Raw genomic sequence first — 24,423 nt, 5'->3', positions numbered from 1 at the left:
GATTAAGGGAAGTAGATAGGAGAAGGAAAATATGAATTTTTCATCCTAAAAGTATGGCCTTAAGGCCATAGTAACAAAGAGGATCTTCTTTCCGGAAAGGCCACGAAATTTAAACGTTGATACCATACTTCTTCATTTTTTCGTAAAGCGTTCTGTAATTGATATTGAGGGCACGGGCAGCCTTGGCTTTATTTCCACCACTTTTCACTAAGGCCTGCAGAATGTATTCCTTTTCCAGATCTGAGAGAACTTTATCCTTGGCCTCGGAAAAAGGCAGAGTTGAGAGGGAAGACAGGGAAGGGGAAGGGATTGATCCGGGAAAGTTGGGCAGGTGTTCAGGTCTTATGGAATCTTCTGCCAGGATAATGGCCCGCTCCAGTACATTGCGCAGTTCCCGGACGTTGCCGGGCCAGTGGTAATTTAGAAGTAACCCCATGGCCTCCGGGGAAATTTCTCGAATATTCTTTCTTTGCTGTTGGGCAAAGCGATGGAGAAAATTCTCTACCAGCAAAGGAATATCCTCTTTTCTCTCTCGTAGGGGAGGAAGTTCTAAAATAAAAACATTCAGTCGATAAAATAAATCTTCCCGAAATTTTCCCTCCCGGGTTGCCTGGCTCAGTACAACATTGGTAGCCGCTATAATCCGCACATCCACGGGTATCATTGAGATACCACCCACTCGGGTTATTTGTTTTTGTTCCAATGCCCGGAGGAGCTTAGCCTGTCCTGGAAGGGGTAGGTTTCCTATTTCATCCAAAAACAGGGTTCCACCCTTGGCCAGTTCGAATTTTCCTTCCTTCTTTTGAAGGGCCCCTGTAAAGGCCCCCTTTTCATGTCCAAATAATTCGCTTTCCACCAACTCTTCTGGAATAGCACCGCAATCAATGGTTATAAAAGGCTTGTCTTTTCTCAAGCTGCGTTGATGAATGGCGTACGCAACCAGCTCCTTACCGGTCCCGCTCTCTCCTTGAATAAGAACTGTGGTATCGGTTCTTGCAACCTTGTCTATAAACTGGAAAACCCTTTTCATGGCAGGGCTGGTTCCAAGGAGTCCTTCTGTGCTCCAGGATTCCTGGATCTTCTGTTCTAGATGTTCTGCTTTTCTTTCCAACTGTCTATGTTGAAGACCTTTTTCTATAACAAGCTTAAGTTCCTCCAAATTGACAGGCTTAGATAGATAGTCATAAGCACCCAGTTTCACCGCCTTTACGGCTAACTTAACTTCTTGAAGGGCTGATAACATAATAACCAAAGGATTTTCTCCCAGTTCTTTAACTTTCTCCAGAACTTCCATACCCGTCATCCCGGGCATATTGATATCCAGCAGCAGAATATCCACCTGTTGCTTTTTCATGAGATCCAGGGCTTCCCTACCGTCCTTCGCCAGCAAGATCTTGTAATCTTCTTGAGAGAGAAAATCAGATAAAATCAGCCGTAGGGCTGCATCATCATCGACAATCAAAACGGAATACATGGGTTAAAAGCGATTCAGGAAAAGTAGGAGAGCAGGTATTCCCTCTGCTCGCCTATTCTTCTCCTCCCTCGTTCTTCCCTCCCTCTTTTGGGGTTAAGAAATGACCCGGTTGGATGGAATCGTCAGATAAAAGGTACTCCCTTTTCCTTCTTGGCTTTCTGCCCATATGCGACCGCCATGGGCTTCCATGGCCAGCTTACAAAAGTAAAGTCCAAGTCCTACGGAGATTTCTGATCCGGTTTTTCGACTCTCCACCTGGACATACTTATCGAAAATCTTATCCAGGTAGGTAGCCGGTATTCCCATTCCGGTATCCTGAATCTTTATGTAAATTTCTCCGTTTTCTTGCTTCTCAGCTTGAAGAACGATTTTTCCGCCTCGAGGGGTATGTTTAATCCCGTTATGGAGGACATTTGCCATAACCCGGATAAAAATTTGATCATCTACCCATATAGAGGGGAGATGATCGGGAATCTGGGTCACCAGCGTAATCCCTTCCTGTTCTGCCAGTACCTCGAATTGACCAACGACCGATCGAATCAACAGAAGAAGCGGTACTATTTTCTCTTGCAACTTAAGGGTTCCTTCCTCCATTTTGTGGACTCCCAGGGTATCCTGGATCATTCCCAGCAGGAAATTGGCATAATAAAGAATGTTACGAAGGTACCTTTCTTCCTGGATTCGATTTTCCTTGGAAAGGATACGCATCAGAAGTTCTGAAAAACCTATAATAGCAGCCAGAGGCGTTTTGAGGTCATGGACTGCCATGCTGATAACCTCACTTTTCATCTGTTCTTGCTTTCGTCCCTCGATAAATAACTGGGCATTGTTCAGGGCAATGGCAATTTGATTGGCAATAGTTTCTCCAAGATAAATGTCCTCTCTTTTAAAAACACGAATCCTTTCATGCCAGCGGAGGACCAGGAGTCCGAGTATCTTTTCTTCAAGAATCAAAGGGAAAACCATCACAGACCGAACTTCCGATTTAGCCAAGAGATGGCTGACTTCATGCATGAGAGGATCCTTCCGAACATCGGTAACTATGACAGGCTTTTGGGTCTGAAGAGCTTTTTTAAGTTCAGGGTAAAGTTCCAAAGAGATCTGAATATTGATCAGTTCGGTTTGAGATTTACTTTGATGATATTCATATTTAGAGCGGATGTATCCACCCCCTTTTTCGATAAGCATCAATACACCTTGATCGGCTTCTAAGATTTCTCCTGCGGTAGTCACGGCCAGTCGGAGGACTTCCTCCAGGTCCAGGGTCGAGCTAATCATCTGGGCAATATCATTGAGGGTAGCCAGTTTTTGGGCTTGATTTTTTGCCTTTTCTCGTTCGGCTTCCAGTTCTAGAATTCGATCCTGGACCGGTCGTTTGAGATTTTTGGCATAACTTTCCAGGGCCTGCATGACCACGAAAAATAACCCGGTACCCAGCATAATCCAGGTCCAACTTTCAACGGCCTTTATGACAGCAAAAGCTTCGCTTTCCGATTGAACGGCCACCACATACCAGTCGGGAAAAATATCCCGTGCCTCAGAAGTTAATAAAGAAGAAGCGGCTAAAACTTCAGCTCCTTGCAGGGTATAAGAGGTAATCTTAAAGTCATTTTGCAGTACTTTTTTAAGAAATTCCGGAGAATCCAGGAACTTTAAGATTATCTTTTTATCCGGATGGGCCAATATCCTTCCTGTTTTATCGATCAACATGGTATAACCGGAGTGCCCGATTCGGGCCTTATCTGTGATTTCCCAGATGCGTTGTAAGCCGATCTGACCCTCTAAAATATAGCGAATATTATTTTCTGAATCCAACACAGGAGCGGCAAAGATAAGCACTGCCTGTGGAGGCTCAAGAAAATGGAGGACTACGGTAAAGACTTTTTCTTCTTTAACTTTACGAAACCAACTCTGATCGGCATAATTTTCTAAATCAGAAGACAGGGTAGGGGGGATGACCTTTCCTTCCGGATTAATCAAGAGGAGTTGATCATAGAATTTATAGAGCCCCTGCTTACCAGGTATTTCTGTTGGCGGCGAGAGGCTTGCGTTTCCGGGGAGAGGGCTATAGGCAAGATGCTGGATATCGGTGGAGCCCCACAACAGAATTTGTGAGATATCCTTTGCGACGCTTTCTGCAAGGATTTGTAAAGAACGGTGGGTGGTCTCTTTGAGGGTGTTTTTTGTAATAGACAAAAACAAAAGAGAAGCCGACAAGAGAGGCAACAGGCCTATCAGTAAAAAGAAAATCTTGACCTGGGTTCTGGAGCTTTCTTTCATAGGAAAGGGATTATAATAACAACCGAATGCTCTTGTCAACAATATTGTCAAACCCGTATCTGTACCGATTTTTCACGAGTATCGCCTTTGATTTCCACGTTTGCAGTAAACCGGAAAGGTCATGATCGCTTGTAGGTGAGGTCAAATTCCTGGGGGAAGGGAGATTAGTTTCTTGTTGCAACTAAAACGATGGTTTCTTGAGAAGACATACGACGGAGAATGGTAGAATCGGCCATCAGAACCAACCTTAAATTGACCTGATATCCCACCGTCGTGTTGGGAATAATACCGACCTCGAAGCCGCCCATAAATTTGGGGTGAGGAAAGCTACTGGTCGTATCATAGGGATTGAAACGGATTGGAACCAGATGAGGGATATTTTTGGGTATAGGGTTTGAGAGACCTCCACTGGAGTTATTATTGAAAGCAATCGAGTAAGGAGTCCGTCCCTGGGTAGCTCCTGTTTCTAAGCCGGGTAGAAGGTTCACAACCTGCCGTTGGGGAATGATAAAGTCTGATCCAACCGATGTCAAGGCCTTGGAAGTATTATTGGTGGGTGTAAAGGTGGTGTTATAGATCAGATGGTAAAAGTTTTCGCGGATAGAAGCGGCGATGGTGGAAGGGTTGGTTGTATCAAGGAGGGTGGCATTGGTTACATCCCAGGCATAGCTTAAAGGGGGTTTTCCTTTCTCTTCCTGGAAAGGAGAGATAGAAGGATTTTTTAATTGATCTAACATATCGGTTAGGGTATTGGCGGTTCCTGCACCTTGTTGGATGAGATAGGCGATGATCTGACGGAGTTGAGCATAATCGGCAAACGGCTCACTTTCCCACTGGATTAAGCCAATAGAGTAATTTCTGCTGGCTATCTCAATTCCATTTTTCTGATAAAGGTAATAAAAATTGAGGCGGTAGGTATCTACGAGAAAATTTTCAACGGTGTTGTTCACAGCAACATGCCGAATTCTACGAGGGGATAGGGTTTCTGCAAACAAAATGGAATTTCCTATACTAGTTGCACTTAACCCGGTGTCTGGTTGGTTAGGATCGAAAGGTATTAACGAGGTGATCAATCGGGTTTGATTACTAATCGTCCGGCTTTCGATTCGGGGAATAACATTACAATAATCCCCACTCGGATTGAGATTGAGGGGGGTAATAGTAGGGAGGGGTGGATAGGGGGTGGAGAGTTGTAGCAGGCTAATATAATAGCTTCCTATCCCGGTCCAGGTATTGGTACTTTTATTATATTTATCGGTCAGCAGGAGTCGCGAGGAGATCAATCGATTTTTTATCTGGTTAAGGGCCTGCTGACCCTGGCTGGATAAGTCATTTTTGACTTCAATGAAAAGGTTAGAGGTCAAGATACTGATGTTAAGATCATACAGAATGAGGCTAAGAATCCCCATAAGGGCAACAACCACCAGGATTTCAACCAGCGTTATCCCGGATACGGATCTCAGTATGTTCCGGTTTTTATCAAGGGGTGATCCTGATTTGTAGGTCATGATAGGCAAAGTGATTATAGATGTTTTTCCGATAAACCACAACCCGGAGGGTATAAACCTGTCCGGGAGGGTTATTCGAGGCACCCAGATTTAAAGGAGGATTGAGGGCGGTTACATTCCAGACATACTGTTCAAGGGTTAAGGGGCTGGTGATCGTTCCCGGACAATCCGGGGTTCCTGCTCCTCGACAGAGGTAATGCATCTTGTTAAGAGGGTCTACAATAGGATCGTAGGTTCCGCCGTCTTGTTTGGGTAAAGCCGTGCGGTCTGGCCATTTATCGGCGGGAATAGGAACCACATCGTTATCTCCGATAATATAGCGCCACTCTACCCCATCAGCCGAGTACATGGGGATATAATAAAGCGGAGTGGTTTGATAAAAACTGGACGGATCGTAGTCCGGGGTATAGGGTTGACCATCCCAGCGTCGCCAGGTAATTCTCCAGGCGATGGTTAAAGTGCTGGGATTTGATAAGGCCTGGACATCGGTTGGATCCGGGCGTATAACTTCAACCCTGGGAAGTTGAGGGATACTCCCATAGGGGATATTCTGAGGGCTTAGGGGGAGAAAGGTTTTGGTAAGGGGATGTATAGGCTGACCGGCCAGCATGAACCCATATGTGAGCGCAATGACATTGAATTTGGCTAAGAAATCATTGGGATTGGCGGCCAGGTTTGGGTCTGGATCCCCGCTGGGGGCCAAACCGTTCATGAGGAAGTATCCAAACTGATCATCGGCATCGGGTTGAACACTGGTATCGGGGTTTAACTGAACCTGAAGTAAGGCACTTCCCAACTGATTGGGGAAGTTGATGGTATTGCAGTCGGTACTCCCATCCTGGTAATAAAAGGGACTGAATAAGGAAATTTTTGTTTGCATCAAACTGGTATTATAAGGCGTTATACCCGATTCTGGAGGATTTCCTAGGTTCTGATCGGGTTTGAAAGGACGATCTGTGAATATCCTGTTATTTAAACTAAAATTAAAAGCACTGGCCAGGTTCAAACCTTGACAGGTTTGATAAAAGGAACTCCCTGAGGAAATATGATTGTACCTGGTATCGTTGTTGAAGAAACTGGGAGGGCCGTTATCCTGGGTAGCCAGGGAAGCATTATAGCCCAGATAAGTTTGCTTTTCTGTGTCCATTTTGAAAATAACAGGACTATTACTGGTAGGGAGATTTCCCCGATCTCTCCAGCCTATATCATTAAGGGTATAATAATTAGATCCATCGGAAAGAAGATCTGGATAAAGTTCTCCTAACCAGGTTTTAGCATACCAGGCTGCGCCGGTCGGGGGATTTGCATCAAATTGCCGGACCGTTCGGGTGCGACCTCCCTGCCCACCTACCATTTCATTTAAATTAATATAGCTTGGATTATTGGAGGTATCATTTCCATCTCCGGGTCGATCCACAAATCCGGTTTTCGGGATGCGAATCCAATTTTTTTCTATAAGAGGATATGCCGAAGGCCAGTCATCATCTGCCCCCATCACCCCGCCGGGATTTAGATAGTAAGAAGGTCTTCCCGTGATGTTGCTATAGATAGAACGACTCTTGAGGACTCCCATTCGATAAACTTGAGAGAATCTGGGGTAATCAACAGGTATTCGGCCATCCCATCCGCTGGCTGTATTGATAAAACCACTGAGGCCATTACTGTTGCTTATACTCCGAAAGTACCAGTTGTAACGCTGATCCAACTTGACATCCAAATAGGGATTGTGAAGGGGGTCTCCCATGAACTGAAACCTCTCGGTAAAAGGAGCTCGATAAGGATTCCCGGTATTGGGAAGCGGGGTAGTCGGAAAATCTCGACCCTGCATTCCCGATGGACCGGCCCGATAAGGCTGGGAGGGGGAGCCATCACCGGCAGGATTTATACAGGGATAGGGATCGGCCCCGGCTGAATTACAGGTAAGATCTGAAATCCATGTATAAGTCCTGGAAACATTACTGGGAATTCCACGGGCTGTAACAAACTTATAAATACTTCCCCAGAGGTAGATGTTATCAATGGTTTGAGGGGTATCCGGCATATATACATAGGGATTGGCTGGATCATAACCCGGGCCCAGAAGGCGTTTGATATACTCTGGATCTTGCTCCCCGGCGTTTCGATATAACCCGATTCGGGTTTCAATGGTCAGTTGCGTGTCATTTAATCTCCCCGAAGTATTGTCTAAAGTGATGATCCAACGGGCCGTGTTTTTAAAATCTGTATTGCTGATCGAGGTAAGGTTGCTACTAAAATCGTTTCCAACAGGCGCCGGAACATATTCCACCCCATAGAGATCCTGGCGTCTTGCATCGGGAAGACCTGTATTATCAGGGGCCAGTCCCTGACGCAAAGGGGTATTGTAGAGCAGAAGAATGATATCATTTCCTCCTAAAGGATTCAGGAAGTAGGAGGGACTATACCACATTTTGTTATGATCAGGGCTGGCGGGCTTTGAGGTAGGAGCTAAGTCCATAGAATACCCTGTCGTTGGATCCCCCATAATCCGCTGTACGGATATATTACTCAGGGAATAACCGGTAAGGTCTTTTCCGGTAATTCGAATTACAAGGGGGACTTCATTATCCAGATTAGAGGGATCTGGACTTATATTCAAAGGATTACAGTCCCTACTCAGAATGGCCGTTGGTCCATACGTAGGGTTCAGGTTATTATAGCAATTCGATGTGGTCCAGGTAGGATTTATATAAGATAAGAAAGAGTAAACCCGTAACTTAATGTTACTTCCATTTTGATACTCCAGCTGTTCTGGATGTGTAACAACCCGAACACCTGGGAAATCCGGTGGGTATTTGGCAGGGTCCGAATAGTTCCTCATGGGAGGTATGGGAAGTACCTGGCCGTGGGCATTAAGAATCAAAGAGTTTTGATAGGCAGCAGGGTTTTGGTAAAGTTGTTCCAATAAAATACGGAGACTGGGTTCCAGAGAAGGCTCTGCATACTGTTGAACAAAGTTAGCCGGGAGATTAGGGGGGGGATGACCGGGAATACACTCCCACAGCTTAGTGATCGTATTTCGACTGGGTAAACTTCCGAATTTGCGCATACAGTATTCGGTCAATTCATCGGGATAACGCACGGCATGGTTATAGTAATCAGCCAATGCATAACGAACGGCCATGGTGGGATCATCGGGTTCTGGATCTGTGGGATCATAGAGCATTCCGGCGCTTTTGAGAATTTGCCGGGTAGTTGTGTTATTCACGGGATTACCGGGGAAGTTTTGATTGGTATTTGCAGGAATGGTTATACTGGCCCCCGGCGGACTGGCCCCGGTCATGGGCATGCCTATACCATTCGTTGTCAGTCCGGGATTAATTTTACCCTTGTTTAAAAAGGTCGGATCAAATAACCAGAAGGAGCTACTATTCGTGGTTTGCAAGAGACCGGGATAATAATAAACCGAATCAACGGCATCATATACCCCTGTTGTAATATCCGGGTTGGTATTAATAAAAGGGGTATAACTTTTGTCCCGACCGAAGGCGTTTCGAGTAATCCAATGAACGCGATAGCCAAGACCCGGATTCGTCGCCTGCAGTTTGCTTATGGAATCGGTAATAATAGGGCGAAGAGCAGACTGGGTCACCCACCAGCCTGGGATATTTTCGATGGCAAGAACATAGAGGTCGAAAACCTGATTGGTAGGAGTAGTCTGGACCAGACCTCGCATAACGGTGGTTATCTCGGCCAGGGGAAGCCCCCCCTTATTGGGATCGGAGACATCGGTATAAAAGCATCGGACGGTTACCAGCAAGGGTTCCTCGGTGTTGGCAGGTTGGGTATAGGAAAATCTCCTTACATCGATCTGCCTTTGAAATTTCCAGTGGTTTCCTATTTTAATATTACCACTGATGGGAGCCGCCGGGGAATCAGGAAATAGGGTTAAATCTTGACTGACTTGAAGACTCAGGGTTGGAGAAAAAGTTTGTCCTAGAACTATTCCAGACAGATCCTCTATCACCTGGTCGAAAGGTAACAGGGATAAGCTGATATCTGTGCCTGCAGTTTTCTCTCTGAGTTCATTGACCAGTTGAATCGCTTTCTGGGTACAAAAAGCACGGTCTTGATTAAGCGTGGTAGATCGATAGGCAGCGGTATGATAGGTAATAGCTCCGACCACCAGAATGCCCATGATGGCAGTAGCTACCACAAGTTCTATTAAACTTAAACCTGACGCTTCTTTTAATCGATTCATACCCTTAATTCAAATTGGATATAGTCCGCCTCCCACACTCCCACACTTCCACACCCCCATACTCCCATACTCCCACACTTCCACACCCCCATACTCCCACACCCCCATACCCCTTTATCTCAGGATATAAGGTGCCAAGGATATAGAGTAATTGCCCATGGCCTGGTTAAGGACTGAAAAAATATAAGGTCCATTGTAAACCAGTCGTGTGATGGCTCCTACGTTGTTACTCCCGATTTGAATGGCTTTAGATCCCCCAATTCCCTGACTTTTCAGGGTAGATACTATGGCCCCAGAAATAACCGCCCCGTTATCCACCGACAGGGCCCCACTTGCATAAATAAAACCTGTGAACTGACCACAATTATTGGTCCCACATCCCAACGGGCCTCCTAAAATAGTTAAATCTATCCCATCGGCAACCAACACACCATAAGCATTGATAGGTAAATTGGTAGTGGTATCGTAAAGATTAATCGTTGCCGTAGAAAATCCTGAACTTCCTTCTATATAGACGATAGGTGGTGCGGCAGAGTTACTGGGATAAGGTACCAGTTTTGAATTAAAATCGGCACTGTTATTGATGTAAATTCCGCTGGAATTATTCTGGACAAAAGCTTTAAACTCAGCCAGGGTCATTCCAAACACCGTGAGGGGACTCACCGCACTGTCAAACAGGGGATCCGAAAGGATAACCCCCTGACCTCCGACTAACAGTCCATCGTTGGTAATATTTCCGGTATTATCCCGATAGAGAATCGCCGTCCCGCTATCATTACGGACCTCACCCTGGCTGTGGATCCAGACGTTGCTTGCCAGATAAGTCGTTAGGGTAGCCTGGGGGGGGCTTAATGCCATACGGCGAATCTCTGCCCCCATGGTTAAAGTTCGCAAAACTTGATTCGGGCTTTGGTTATAAGGAACTGAGGCATCCTCTCGTTTATAAATGGCCCCATCTACCTGGATATGCCAGATTAAACCACTTGCGCCAGACCCTGGGAGTCGCTGGCTCGTAATGTCTCGAACCAGCGTGTTCTTAACCTCATAGTGTCCGAATAAACGGTTATTTAAACCTATAGGAAAATCCCGTACGATGCCTATGGAAGAATCCTGGGTCTCGGGAAAGAGAACCTGGGTGGTTCCCCTCATCTGACCGGCATTAAGGGGATCAAAAACGGTTTTGACCGGAGGCTTCCCATAAGCCGTAGACCTAAACCAGGTCAGAGCATCTTCCACCCCGGCCAGGGTTACACTGGTTACCTGATCCCGGCTTAGTTCTATAGCGGCTGTTTTAAATGCACTTTCCATCATCGCATAGCCGGTCAGAAGGGCTGTAAATAAAATGGCACTCACCATAAGGACTAACACAAGGGCCATTCCCCTTTCATGTAAGATGAAAGACATAGCCGGAAACATACCCAAAGATACGCAGAACACCAGGACCTCAAAGTTAGATTGAGGTAACACCCCTGAGAACCTTTTCTTTGTGTCCTTCCTATCCGTTGGGTGAAACAGCTCAAAAACTTATCCTTCCATGACACGATCCGGAGGGATTGTCAGGTAAAAGATACTCCCCTTTCCTTCTTGACTTTCTGCCCATATCCGGCCTCCATGAGCTTCCATAGTTAATTTACAAAAATAAAGCCCAAGACCTATCGAGACGTCCCCTTCCTTCTTCTGACTTTCTACCTGGACAAATTTATCAAAAATTCTGCTCAAATACTCCTTGGGTATTCCTATCCCTGTATCCTGAATTTTAATACAGACCTCACCTTCTTCTTGTTTTTCAACTCCTAACGTAATCTTTCCACCCCGGGGAGTATACTTGATCCCATTGTGAAGAATATTGATCAGAACCTGTAGGAAAAGCTGATCATCTACCTGAATCGAAACAGAATTTTCTGGACTTTCCATGATCAAATCGATGGACTCTTGCCTGGCCAGTATCTCAAATTGTTTAACAGCAGTTTCTATAAGCCAACCCAAAGGGATTGTTTTTTCTTGTAATTTTAAAGTCCCCTCCTCCATTTTATAAATTTCTAAGATATTACGAATTCCAATCCTTGCAAATTCATTTTTCATCTGTTCCAGTCTACGCTCTTCGGCAAACAACTCGGCATTTTTGAGGGTTATAGAGATCTGGCTGGCTATGATTTCTCCCAGTCGAATTTCTTCTAATTTAAGGAGTGTGGCTTTCTCCCGCCAACGCAGAACCAGTAATCCCAGGAGTTTTCCCTCGATCATCAGGGGTAAAACGAGAATAGATCGTATACCTAAGCGGGTTAAGGTATCACGTAATTCGTACATAAGTGGATCCATCTGCACGTCATTAACTACCACAGGTCTTTGAGTTCTGATTGCTTTTTTAAGTTCTGGATAGCGATCCAGAGAAATGCGAACGTCAATGAGTTCGGTTTGGGAAGAGTTTGAATGATATTGATATTTGGAGCGAAGGTGTAGACCATCCTTTTCGATCAATAACAGGGAACACTGGCTGGCGTTGAGGGAACGGCCTACGATAGCTACGGCCAGTTGGAGAACTTCTTCCATATTTAGGGTGGAGCTGATAAGCTGAGAAATATTGCTGACCGTTGCCAATTTCTGAGCTCGATCCACCGCTTTTATCTCTAATTCTAAAGTTCTGGTATCGGTAGGTCGTCGCAGAACCTGAATCTGCTCTTCTAGAGTTTCAGCTATTTGATTAAGAGTTTGTCCTAAGACTCCCAATTCATCTTGAGATTTTATTTTTATCCGGCTTCTTACGTTTCCCCTGGCCATTTTTTGGGCACCTGCGATCAGGATTTTAAGGGGTTCCAGGATACTTTGAGCCGCTTTCTCACCCAAAATTACAGCCAGTGCACATCCTACCCCTAGTGTGATCCAGATCCAGCGCTGCACCGCTTCTACCGGAGCTAAAGCTTCGCTTTCAGGCTCAACAGCTATCATATACCACTTGGGTGGGAAATAATCTGCTTCAGCGGGTAAAAGCGTATGAGCCGCTATGATTTCGGTCCCATCCGAAAGGGTATAAGAACCGGATGAAATATCGCCTTGCAATATTTTTGCTACAAGTTTCTGAGAATTAAAAAGTTTCAAAATCATCTCTTTATTGGGATGGGCCAGCACTCTCCCCATAGGGTCGACTAAGGTCATATAACCGAATTTTCCGACCTTGAACTTATCTGTTATTTCCCATATCTGTTCCAGTCCTACATAACCTGCCACAACATATAACACTCCCCCTCCTGAATCCAAAACCGGAGCTGCAAAAACAAGGGTTGCTTGAGAAGGATTAAAAAAATAAAGGCCTGAGGCCGGAATTTTTCGACTCCTGACTTCACGAAACCAGTCTTGATTGGACCAACTTTCTATGCGGTTGGATCCTGTGGATGCAACCACCAGTCCCTCTGTATTAGCCAGGGCAATCTGTTTATAGAGCTTATAAGATCTTTGTATACGGTACATTTCCTCAATTTTCTCCGGCTGACTCGCCGTAAGAGACGCAAGGACCAGGCTATTGGATAAAACCCGGATACCTGCCTGGGCACGAGAAATGAGGGGAGTAATTTCCTTGGCTTTGTTTTCTGCCAGGGCTTGCAAATTGCTGTAAGTTGCCTCTTTTAAGGCTTTCTCTGCGATAGACAAAAAGGTTACCAAAACCAGCATAAGGGGAAATAACCCTACCAGTAGGAAGAAAAATCTGATCCGGATTCCTAAACTTTCCCGGAATTTTTTAAGCACACGGCGAATTAAATGCATACCTCAAAGAGATACTCTCTACGAGCCTTAACTCTAGCTCTGGAAATTATCCCCCCGGGGGGATTCATTTACCGAATTTAAAGTTTATTTTAAATAAGGGAAGAAAAACCATCGTATATGGATAAGCTATACTCCTTATGTTATCTTAACAGTACCGGATTTAAAAGGGAATTTTCGTATGTTTCAGAACCTCATCGAATTCCAAAGTTTAAAGGCACTTACGACCGATGGCCGTTTGCTGTTTGGTACCCGCACCGTACGATTATTTGCTTATGGGTTCCTATCTGTCATATTGGCCCTTTATCTGACCCAACTGGGTTTAACCGACCAACAAATTGGTTTACTCTTGACCCTTACCCTGGTCGGGGATGCCATCATTTCTCTCTGGATGGCGGCGGTGGCAGATCGTATTGGACGAAGACGCATGCTCATTCTGGGCGCAGGTTTAATGATCTTTGCGGGTTTGGTCTTCGCATTAACCAGGAATATGATTCTGTTAACCCTGGCAGCCATCATCGGAACAATCAGTCCCAGCGGGAGTGAAGTGGGGCCTTTTTTATCCATTGAACAGGCAGCCCTTCCACAAACAGTACCCAACAAGTATCGCACCCAGATCTTCGCCTGGTATAATTTGATCGGTTCCTTCGCAACGGCCCTGGGTTCCTTCAATGCAGGCCTGTTAGTAGAGATTCTACAACACCGGGGTACTACCCCCCTCAACAGTTATCGAGCCGTTGTGATGGGTTATGCCTTGCTGGGCATAGCCCTGGGGTTATTATTCGCCAAATTATCGCCGGGTGTTGAGGTAGAACAAACGCAACTTCAAGGTTCGGGGGAGAAAGCAACAGCCTATCACTTCGGTTTACATCGGTCCCGCAAGGTAGTCCTAAAATTATCTCTTCTCTTTATGCTGGATTCCTTTGCAGGTAGTTTGGTCGTACAGAGCCTCATTGCCTATTGGTTTCATATCCGTTTCGGCGTTGAACCGGCTATCCTGGGAAGTATTTTTTTTGGTGCCAATATCTTTGCCGGACTATCCGCCTTGGTAGCTGCCCGCATAGCCTCTCGTTTTGGATTGATTAATACCATGGTATTTACCCATATCCCCTCCAATATTCTACTGATTCTGGTACCCCTGATGCCCGATTTGACTTCGGCTATCATTGTTTTGCTATTACGCTTTAGTATCTCACAGATGGACGTACCTACGCGTCAGTCCTATACCATGGCAGTAGTGGATCCCGACGAACGATCGGCTGCTGCAGGAGTAACCAGTATAGCCAGAACTGCCGCCAGCTCAATTGGACCGGTGATCACAGGAGCTTTACTCGGTGCTTCATGGTTGAATTTGCCTTTTTTCCTGGCCGGTAGTCTCAAAATCATTTATGATCTGACCCTTTATCACAATTTTCGTAACTTAAAACCTCCAGAAGAAAGCTAGAAAGCTTTAAATGTGCTCCGGTGTGCTCCGGCAGAGAGAACTACTCAGGCGAAAATGCCCGATAGAAAGCTTTTATTTTACCCAGGATTTGTTTGATATTTTTTCTTATTCGCAGGGCTAATTGGGCTGTGACGATACCGACGAGGGCCCCTGCCAAAACATCTGAGGCAAAATGCTTGTTATCGTTAATTCTGGAAAAACCTACCAGACCGGCCAAAGAATATGAAAGGACAGGAATAATGCCGTAACTTTTATACTGGGTAGAAAGAATCGTAGCTACATTAAAAACGACCGAAGTATGACCGGAGGGAAATGAGCCTCCTTCACTAAAGGGATCATAACTATTGGGTCCTTTTCCCTTAAAAGGACGCTGTCTTCCAAGAGCGGCTTGAAGGGTTCCTGTAAGAATACCATCCAAGGATAAGGCTCCTAAGGTCGTTAATCCCAAATTTACCAGAGAAGGAACCTGCAAAACTCCCCCTGCTATCGACACACCGATGAACACAGGTACCACAATTCTTCCATCTCCCAAGGGTTTCACCATTTTGGACAGTCCATCTGTTGTGGTAGAGCGATGATCCTGCAGGGTCTTTTGGATGTCGGCGTCAAAAATCATGATCATACCTATCAAAAGTAAAATTCCCAATACGTAAACTTTGATTCGCAGGGCACTTGGTTTCATCTTTTTTCCTTCTGAAGGGTTAATTATTCTAACTTTTTATAACCTACCTGTTGCAGTATAGGATTACTATTTTGATAAGGCTACAAAAAATAACGGAATTGTCAAGAATAATCATAGAAGAGAATGGGATGGTAGGAGAATTTATATTCCTTCACCATAGAGATACTGCCTAAGGTGTAGAGAGGACGACTTGGATGAAACCTTAAATAGGACCACAGGAGCCGCCAGGTCAACTACCAGGGCTGTCCATGAGGTAACATTTCTATAAGATGGGGTATTACCCCCACCTGGCATATCTCTTGCTTACTCCCTTAAACCGCAAAACCTTGTTCAAAAAAAGATTATCCCAAAACCAAACCCAGGGTCAGGAAGTCCAGGCACCGACATACGCCTATCACCCATCTCAGGTAGGAACGTACAACCTTACGTCCTCACCAGGCATTAAACCAACAGATGGGAAATGGGGTTGGGTTACTACAATACGCTGATTCAAAGACTCCATAGGGGTATACGACCGTGCGCCTCTACGATCCCTCTTTTTTGCAAGGGGTTCATGCCTTAGGTTCATAAAGAATGGGCAGCCCCCTGTGGTTGCTCTATTTTTTGTAAATCAGGTCTGGGGTATCGAGGGAGTTAGGACGCTTGCAGGCCTGAGAGAAACCAAGGAGACGGAGATGAAGAGACAGGGACAAAAATTGACACTAGGAGAAACCTTTTTTGTCTGTGGGAGGAGTTTGAGGATTTGGGCAGGGGTTGTGATAGGAATCTTAGGGTTCATGGGAATGACAGGGGTCGCCCTGGCCGGGGTGAACAATTGGACCAGTATTGGGCCTGAGGGTGGGATCATTTTTTCTTTAGCCATAGACCCGGACAATCCCAACATCGTCTATGCAGGAACATTTGGAGGTGGGGTCTATAAGAGCACCGACGGAGGGATTAACTGGACTGTCAGCAACAACGGCCTAAATAACATCACGGTCAATGCCTTGGTTATAGACCCGGCCGATCCCAATACTCTCTATGCAGGGACTGATACGGGAGTCTATAAGAGCACAGATGGTGGGGGAAGTTGGAGTGTCACCAGCCTGACCACTGCCATAGTCAATTCCCTGGCTATAGACCCAAACGACTCCAACACCCTTTATGCAGGAACCTATGGAGATGGGGTCTATAAGAGCACCACTGGAGGGACTAATTGGACTTCCAGTAGTACCAACTTGTCCAATTCCTTTATCCATGTCCTGGTCATAGACCCGAACAGTTCCACCACCCTCTATGTAGGTACTGCTGGAAGTGGGGTATTTAAGAGTACTAACGGGGGGAGTGATTGGTTTGCCAGCAACAACGGTATACCTAATGCCTCTATCCGTTCCCTGGTCATAAACCCGAACAGTTCCACCACCCTCTATGCAGGGACTAATGGAGGTGGAGTGGTAAAGAGTACAAATGGAGGAACTAACTGGAGTAGTAGCAGTCTAATAGGTAACAAAGTCTTTGCCTTAGCTATAGACCCGGTCAATCCCAATATCCTCTATGCAGGGACTGATAAGGGAGTCTATAAGAGCACTAATGGAGGGAGTGGTTGGAATTCTACCAGCTTAAGCAACATCAGTGTCTTTACCCTGGTGATAGACTCTGGAACTTCCACCACTCTTTATGCCGGGACTAATGGGAAAGGAGTCTATAAAAGCACCGATGGAGGAACAAGCTGGACCGCCATCAACACCGGCCTGACCAATACTTCTATCCCTGCTCTGGCTATAAACCCTATCACTTCTACCACCCTCTATGCAGGGACCAGTGGAGGAAAAGTATTTAAAAGCACAAATGGGGGGAGTAACTGGACCGACAGCAGCACCAACTTAACCGGTCAAAGAGTTAATACCCTGGCGATAAACCCCGGAACTCCTGATACCCTCTATGCAGGAATACTTGTAGATGGTGTATTTAAAAGTACAGATGGAGGGGGCAACTGGATGGCCAGTAACAGCGGGATCACCTCGAACACCAAATCCGTTTATGCCCTGGCGATAAACCCTGAAACTCCTGATACCCTTTATGCAGGAATATATAAGAGTGGGGTACTTAAAAGCACCGATGGAGGAACAAGCTGGACCGCCATCAACACCGGCCTGACCGATCTCAGAATCCTTACCTTGGCTATAGATCCCCTCACTCCCACCACCCTCTATACAGGAACTGATGGGGGAGGAGTATTTAAGAGTACCAATGAAGGGGGGAGTTGGACTCCCATCAACACCGGCCTGACCAACTCCTTTATCTATGCTCTGGTCATAGACCCTGTCAATCCCAATATCCTCTATGCAGGAACTAATGGAGGTGGGGTATTTAAAAGCACCAATGGTGGGAGTAGCTGGACTCCCATCAACACCGGCCTGACCAATTCTTATATCCTTTCCCTGACCATAAACCCGACCAATCCCAACATCGTCTATGCAGGAACTTCTGGAGATGGGGTATTTAAAAGCACCGATGGAGGAACAAGCTGGACCGCCATCAACACCGGCCTGACCAACACCTTAGTCAATGCCCTGGCCCTAGACCCGGTCAATCCCAATATCCTCTATGCCGGAACTGATGGAGGGGGAGTATTTGTCATAGAGCAAGCAGCTTCTATAGCCCTGACCGGGTCAGCTTCATCGATTACCCAGACCACCGTTGTCTTGAACGGATCGGTCAATCCCAACGGCTCACTTACCACCGCCTGGTTTGAATGGGGAACCACCTCGGCCTATGACAACCAAACCCCTCCCCAATCCCTGGGAAATGGCACCACTTTGGTTTCCCTCAGTGAATCCTTGAGTAACCTTCTTCCCAACACCACCTATCACTTCCGACTGGTAGCTCAAAACAGTGGAGGTACTTCCCTGGGAGTTGACCAGACCTTTACCACCCCGGCTACCCCTCCCACGCTTCTAACTATCACCCTCCAGACCAACCTTCCTGGCCTTACCTTCATCGTAGATGGACAACCCTACATCACCTCCCAGAGCTTTACCTGGCCTTTGGGTTCCTCCCACACCCTGAGTCTCCCCTCCCCCCAAAGGGATGCCTTAGGATTTGAGTATGTGGGGATTGGTTGGAGTGATGGGGGAGCCCTCACCCACACCATCATCGTCACCACCGACACCCCCTATGTGGGGATCTTCTCTCCCAGACTGATAGCCCCCCGAGGAGATTCGGCCGACTATGATGGAGATGGTCGAACCGATCTAGCAGTGTGGAGAGCGGATACGGGTCAATGGTACATTTTAGGAGCTTCCAACGTCATAGCGTTTGGAGTTCAAGGGGATATTCCCACCCCTGGGGATTATGATGGAGATGGAATCAGTGATTTAGCCTTTTATCGACCCGCTACGGGGCAGTGGCATGTAATGTTAAGTTTGTTGGGAGGAATGGAGTATGTGCATAGCTGGGGACAGGCAGGGGACTTACCGGTGCCAGGAGATTACAATGGAGATCAAAGGGCGGATTATGGACTCTGGAGGGGGGTTAGTGGGGAGTGGTGGATAAGTCTATCAGGAGGAGGGGAGATGATGTTGAAGTGGGGGCAGGGGGGGGATATTCCGGTGCCAGGAGATTATGATGGAGATGGCAGGATGGATCTTGGAGTGTTTCGACCTGGGAGTGGGGAGTGGTGGATATTGACTTCCAGCCAGGGACCTATGCAGGTTCAGGGGTTTGGAGGAGTAGGAGATATCCCTGTGGTAGGGGATTATGATGGAGATGGGAGAGTGGATCTAGCAGTATGGAGTTCTAGCAGTGGGAGATGGCAGATAAGGGGGGCAGGAGGAAGGGTGGTGGAGCGGGTATGGGGGATAGAAGGGGATATCCCAGTACCCGGGGATTATGATGGAGATGGAAAGGTAGATCTTGGGATATACCGGCCGGGGAGTGGGGAGTGGTGGATCTTGAGTTCGGTTGGGGGTTATAGGAGGGTGTTACTGGTGTTAGTGTGGGGACAGAGTGGAGATGTTCCGGTATCGGGTTTTGGAGGGAGGTGATTTTTCTGGGTTCTGGCTCCCACCCCCAGCCCCTCTCCTCCGGTGTGGAAGAGGGGAAACAGGTGGATCTCCGGGTCCATTCCCCCTCTCCCGGAGCCTTGGGGGAGAGGGTTGGGGGTAAGGGCAGAACAGTTACTAAAGGTGCTGCTTGCAGTCAAGGATTTATGAGGTTATCTTTTTTCGATAAGATAGATAATTTAATATGTTCGCCTGGAAAGAGTTAAGAAGAGTAACATGCGAACAATTCCCTTATCTAAAGCTTATATCGATGCGGAAATCAAGCAGAAAATCCTGGAGATCGCCGAACAGGGCTGGTATATCTTAGGGGAACAATGCCAGTTATTCGAAAAGGAATTTGCCGAATTTATAGGGACTTCCGAGGCTATTGTGACCTCTTCGGGTACGGCTGCAATTCTTCTGACTTTACAAGCCTTAGGGGTTAAAGCAGGGGATGAAGTAATTGTCCCCTCTCATACTGCTTTTCCTACTGTAGAGCCTATCCTTCTTCTGGGTGCAACCCCTATCTTTGTCGATATTGACGAAACTTATACTCTAAATCCCTCCCTCCTCGAGGAGAAAATAACGCCCCGTACGGTAGGAATCATCCCGGTTCACCTGTATGGACACCCGGCCCATCTGGATCCTATTCAAAGGGTGGCCGAAAAATATCATCTGTTTGTCCTGGAAGACTGCTGCCAGGCACACGGTGCTACCTATAAAGGAAAAAAGGTTGGATCCTGGGGAAAAGCAGGATGTTTTTCATTCTATCCATCTAAAAATATGACAGTTTACGGAGATGGGGGTATGGTAACTACCTCCGACCCGGAGCTTGCAGAGAAGATCCGATTGCTCCGGAACCATGGGCTTGTGGGAAAGTATCGGCATGAAATTCTGGGCCATAACCTCCGATTTAATGAGATACAGGCTGCGGTCGGCAGATTACAACTTCAAAAACTGGAGGGGTTTAACCAAAGACGAAGAGTCCTGGCAGACTTTTATTCAAAGTGTTTGAAGGAGGTACTGGAAGGGATGGAAGAAGTTAATTCTTCAACAAACTCAGATTCAACCCTGAGCCCACGGAAAGCCCTTCTTCTCCCCTCCGAACAGGATTGGGCCTATGCGGTTTATCATCTGTATGTCATTCGAATTCCCTCTCCAGGACATTCCAATCAAAGAGATCGACTGATTCAATTCTTACAAGAAAAGGGAATTCATACCGGTATCCACTACCCTATCCCCTGTCACCTCCAACCGGTCATGAAGACCTTTTCCGGTCGACCTCCTGCTTTACCAAAAACAGAAAGTGTGGTTCAAGAGATTATCTCGCTGCCGATGTTTCCGGAGCTAACGGAAGATGAAATTCTCTATATCACCCAGTCTATTAAGGAATTTCTAACCCTGTAACAGGCCTGTTGGATGGAGTAGTTTATCCGAATGCCTGCTTTCTGGCTGCCGGCTATCAGGGATTCTACCCCATCTGCATTAAGTGAAGGATTAAACCTGGGATCGACACCCCCTCCTAACCCCTATGCGGGCCAGAATAAGCTGAAAAGCCCCGTCAGGGGCGAACGGTTGGTAGCCCCCGACTTGCGTCGGGAGATTCAGAAATTCAGAATTTTTTTTCAAGTTAAACGGGTCACCCCCGCTGGGGCTAACCTTCTTACTCTAGCATGTATGTCTAACCCTCTCCAAGGGGGGATTTAGCAGGCAACCTGCTAAATCCCCCCCTGAGGGGGGCCAGGAGGCGTCCAGACCAAAACTAAGGCTTTTCCCCTTCTTAGCTGGATGCGTATAGGGTTCTACCCAATCTCCAGATATGGCAGTTGGATGGATATAGATTGTAGAACGGGGTTTTTATTATTATGATAATGTCCTTAAACCTTACCGATAAGTGTCGGGTTATGATTTTTGCACCCCACCCGGATGATGAAACGTTGGCCACCGGTGGACTCCTCCAACAAGCAACAGCCGTTGGTGCACCCGTCCGTGTGATCTTTGCCACCAACGGAGATAATAACCCCTGGCCTCAGCGCGTTATCGAGCACCGCTGGCGGATTGGAATTACTGACCAGGTCCGATGGGGAGCGAAACGCCGTGATGAGGCACTGGCAGCTTTGAAGTGCCTGGGTATTCCATCTACCTGCACGGTCTTCCTGGGATATCCCGATCAGGGACTCACAAAACTCTTACTTACCGGAAGTCAAGAGATTCTGATAAAAATTGCTTCAGAAATTGCTAACTGGAACCCGACCCTTCTGATTATTCCATCCATCCTCGATATCCATCCCGATCACAACGCACTTGCAGTCCTGGTTCGCCTTGCCCTGGCCTATCTAGGCCGGCATCAATCCCCCCTTACCCAACTCAGTTACCTGGTGCATCCCCCACAACGGAGGTGGACTCCTACGGATTTTATTTATCTTCCGCTGAGCCAGGAACAGCAACTCCATAAACGCGAAGCAATTCTCTGTCATCAAAGCCAGCTTAAGTTGAGCCGTGGCAAATTACTTGCGTTTGTCAAGGATTCAGAAAAGTTTCTGCCTGTTCCAGAACCGATCTCGCTCTACGACCGACATCCTATACGCCAGGTTATTCCTTCGGACTCAACTTTGCAATTAGATATGGTTATCCGGATACTTCCAAGCCTGTCAGGGAGATCCCTTCTTTACTTCCTGGGGGATCCCCCGGGTAAAGGTACTACCTGTTTATCTGTAAAACTTCCTGTGAAGTCTGCAAAGGTTGATGTGCGTGATGTTATCTCTGGGACTGTCGTTACATCTGCTCTTTTTGAGGGTACTTGCTGGAAAGGAAAAATTTTACTCCCACTTTCGGTTCTGCTTCCGGCAGAGCGGATATTCATCAAGCTGGAAAGACGGTTTATCTTCTTCGATGCGGGAGGATGGAGAGAGATCTCGATCCCCTCCTTATCCCAGAGGGCCCCCTCGGTTACTATGATCCAGGGAAAGAACCTACCATGACTCGGCGGTCGGTTCGCTAAAGCTTTGCCCTCCTGGGGTCGCATTTTGGGGAGAATAGGCTTCTCAATTTCCTTATCCTCCTCTCATCAGGTAGGGGAATTCTCTGTAAAAGAATTCTCTAAAGGTAAATAGACATAAAAAGTGGTGCCTTTACCGACTTCGCTGGTCACCTCAATTCGACCCCCATGATTTTCTACCAGTTGATAACTTACCGAAAGCCCTAATCCGGAACCTTCTCCTACATCCTTCGTGGTAAAGAAAGGTTCGAAGATTCTCAAAAGATCTTCCTCAGGAATTCCACATCCCGAGTCCTGAAATTGAATCAATACGTGTTTTTTTCCATTCTCTTCCACAAGTCCGGTCGAGATGACTAAGTGCCCTTCTCCCTGCATGGCGTCGGCTGCGTTCAGAATAAGATTGAGACAAACTTGTTTGATCTGGGCAATATCAATAAATATGGGAGGAAGGTCGGGATGAAAATTTTTCTGGATCTGGATGGATTTAACCCTTTTTTCATAACTTGCCAGGGTAATAATCTCATCGATGACCTTGTTCAAATCCACCTGCTCTCGAACCGTTTTTCTTTTAGAAGCAAAATTTAATAAATCCCGCAAAATTTTCTTACATCGTAGGGCTTCTCCTTCTACGATTTTTAAATCTTCATAAAAGGGGCTTTCCGGACTTAACTCTTCCAGAATACATCCCACAGTGGTCAGAATAATTCCAAGGGGATTATTAATTTCATGGGAAATTCCCGAAGTAAGTAAACCTATGGCACTGAGTCGCTCGGCTTTAATCAATCGTGTCTGAGCCTTTTTTAATTCCTGGTTAAAAGCCCGTGCATTTTGTAAAGCGATTTCCTTTTCCTCCAGGATTTTACTCAGGTTTTCTGCCATAACATTAAAAGTAGAGGCCAATAAACTGATTTCATCGGTTCCCTCCACTTCTATACGCTCTTCTAAATGTCCCTGGGAAAATCTTGCCGCTTTGTCTACCAACTGAATAAGGGGCCGTGAAATCTTCGCAGACCACCAGGCTGTAAGGATTAAGGTAACTCCTAAGGTAATTGTGGAGATAATGATTAAAGCCTGGGTTAGACGCCGGGTAAGGGTTCTCACCTCTTTAAGGGACATTTCAATTTGAATACTCCCCACATATCGATTCTTCGAAAATAACGGGTTGGTAATCTCAAGTACATCCCTTGTATATCGGAACGCGACTTGCTGAGGAACCGATAAGGTTTTACCCGCAGGTAAATTGGGAAGCTTCGGGTTTTGAGAGGAGGTCTCTTCAGTCCCATCAGAAAGAATCATCCCTTCCGCATTGTAAACAGAAACCCGACGCACGTTATCTTCATAAAGAATAGGTCGAAGCACCTGCCTTAAATAGTTTATATCTGGAGGATCTAAAGCATTTACAATATGTTCTCCCAGGGTTATCGCAAACCTTTTACCTTCTTCTTCCAATTCCTTCTTTAAAATCCTTTGCTGAACGATCAAGATTCCATAACTGGATATTCCCATTACCAGAATAAGGAGAATCGATGTACCTACTATTAACTTTAACTGAATTCGAGATTTTAACCTTTCGAAGATACGGGTAAACATCGGTAAAAATAAATCCTTTTTTATTTTAGTCTTATGATAGTCTTATGACCAGCAATAAAATTATAAGCCCAAGAGCCGACCCTATACCAGGCTTCCGGTTTTCTGCCTTTGTTTATCATGTTATCTTGATGAATTTCCAAACGCAAGGGGAAATCTTATACCGGGTCTTGATCTTCAACCCTTCAGGGGTATCTTTTTTATTCACCCGGTTCCTTAACTCCCTTTCTGACCGGGAAAATTTGAGGACCGCCCAGGTCCCTGAGTTCCCCCTTCCTGACGTGGGAAGGAGGTTAGGTTAGAAAAAAACTTGCCCATGAAAGCTTCCCCCTTTGGGGATCCTGATGAATCTATAACTGTAAGAGTAGATAAGATAAAAGGAGGGTTTCAGGCATGGTTCTTATTATTATGAATCCAAAATTAACTCCAGGAGACCTGAACCATGCCTTGTTG

At 46.2% G+C, this 24,423-nt stretch carries 12 protein-coding genes; 4 read left to right on the top strand and 8 right to left on the bottom strand.

Translation table 11 applies throughout. The features are described from left to right. Window positions 1–109: 109 nt before the first annotated feature. The 6 genes from VNM22_22000 to VNM22_21975 all read right to left on the bottom strand — a co-directional run bounded on the left by VNM22_22000 (window position 110) and on the right by VNM22_21975 (window position 13,240). Window positions 110–1,474: a sigma-54 dependent transcriptional regulator gene (locus tag VNM22_22000; GenBank protein ID HWP49845.1), complete on the bottom strand. Its 1,365-nt coding sequence runs from the start codon at window positions 1,472–1,474 to the stop codon at window positions 110–112. 93 nt (window positions 1,475–1,567) lie between these two features. Beyond that, on the bottom strand, window positions 1,568–3,754 hold the full coding sequence (locus VNM22_21995; GenBank protein HWP49844.1) for an ATP-binding protein: 2,187 nt from the start codon (window positions 3,752–3,754) through the stop codon (window positions 1,568–1,570). Between the two features lie 164 nt (window positions 3,755–3,918). Continuing rightward, complete coding sequence (locus VNM22_21990; GenBank protein HWP49843.1) at window positions 3,919–5,262, bottom strand: prepilin-type N-terminal cleavage/methylation domain-containing protein; 1,344 nt, start codon at window positions 5,260–5,262, stop codon at window positions 3,919–3,921. Beyond that, window positions 5,234–9,481: a hypothetical protein gene (locus VNM22_21985; GenBank protein HWP49842.1), complete on the bottom strand. Its 4,248-nt coding sequence runs from the start codon at window positions 9,479–9,481 to the stop codon at window positions 5,234–5,236. The genes VNM22_21990 and VNM22_21985 overlap by 29 nt, the downstream gene beginning before the upstream one ends. Window positions 9,482–9,595: 114 nt before the next feature. After that, on the bottom strand, window positions 9,596–10,885 hold the full coding sequence (locus VNM22_21980; protein ID HWP49841.1) for a hypothetical protein: 1,290 nt from the start codon (window positions 10,883–10,885) through the stop codon (window positions 9,596–9,598). A 120-nt stretch (window positions 10,886–11,005) separates the two neighbouring features. Continuing rightward, window positions 11,006–13,240 carry an ATP-binding protein gene (locus VNM22_21975; protein ID HWP49840.1) on the bottom strand — a complete coding sequence of 745 codons (2,235 nt, stop codon included), beginning with the start codon at window positions 13,238–13,240 and terminating at the stop codon, window positions 11,006–11,008. A gap of 178 nt (window positions 13,241–13,418) precedes the next feature. Here VNM22_21975 and VNM22_21970 point away from each other — a divergent pair, with 178 nt between their 5' ends. After that, window positions 13,419–14,681 (top strand): MFS transporter, encoded by a 1,263-nt coding sequence (locus VNM22_21970; GenBank protein HWP49839.1) that lies wholly within the window; start codon window positions 13,419–13,421, stop codon window positions 14,679–14,681. Window positions 14,682–14,721: 40 nt separating this feature from the next. On the opposite strand, the gene VNM22_21965 is transcribed toward VNM22_21970, so the two are convergent. Continuing rightward, complete coding sequence (locus tag VNM22_21965) at window positions 14,722–15,363, bottom strand: phosphatase PAP2 family protein (protein ID HWP49838.1); 642 nt, start codon at window positions 15,361–15,363, stop codon at window positions 14,722–14,724. A 674-nt stretch (window positions 15,364–16,037) separates the two neighbouring features. Here VNM22_21965 and VNM22_21960 point away from each other — a divergent pair. The 3 genes from VNM22_21960 to VNM22_21950 all read left to right on the top strand — a co-directional run bounded on the left by VNM22_21960 (window position 16,038) and on the right by VNM22_21950 (window position 22,366). Next, window positions 16,038–19,388: an FG-GAP-like repeat-containing protein gene (locus VNM22_21960; protein ID HWP49837.1), complete on the top strand. Its 3,351-nt coding sequence runs from the start codon at window positions 16,038–16,040 to the stop codon at window positions 19,386–19,388. A 234-nt stretch (window positions 19,389–19,622) separates the two neighbouring features. Next, complete coding sequence (locus VNM22_21955; protein HWP49836.1) at window positions 19,623–20,792, top strand: DegT/DnrJ/EryC1/StrS family aminotransferase; 1,170 nt, start codon at window positions 19,623–19,625, stop codon at window positions 20,790–20,792. Window positions 20,793–21,250: 458 nt separating this feature from the next. Beyond that, on the top strand, window positions 21,251–22,366 hold the full coding sequence (locus VNM22_21950) for a PIG-L family deacetylase (GenBank protein ID HWP49835.1): 1,116 nt from the start codon (window positions 21,251–21,253) through the stop codon (window positions 22,364–22,366). Window positions 22,367–22,452: 86 nt separating this feature from the next. Here the strand turns inward: VNM22_21950 and VNM22_21945 are convergent, their stop codons facing one another. Then, window positions 22,453–23,973, bottom strand: coding sequence for an ATP-binding protein (locus tag VNM22_21945; protein HWP49834.1), 1,521 nt, complete (start codon window positions 23,971–23,973; stop codon window positions 22,453–22,455). Window positions 23,974–24,423 lie beyond the last annotated feature (450 nt).

Source organism: Candidatus Limnocylindrales bacterium (genome assembly GCA_035559535.1).
Taxonomy (GTDB): domain Bacteria; phylum Moduliflexota; class Moduliflexia; order Moduliflexales; family JAUQPW01; genus JAUQPW01.
This window is presented reverse-complemented; position numbering and strand designations above follow the sequence as displayed.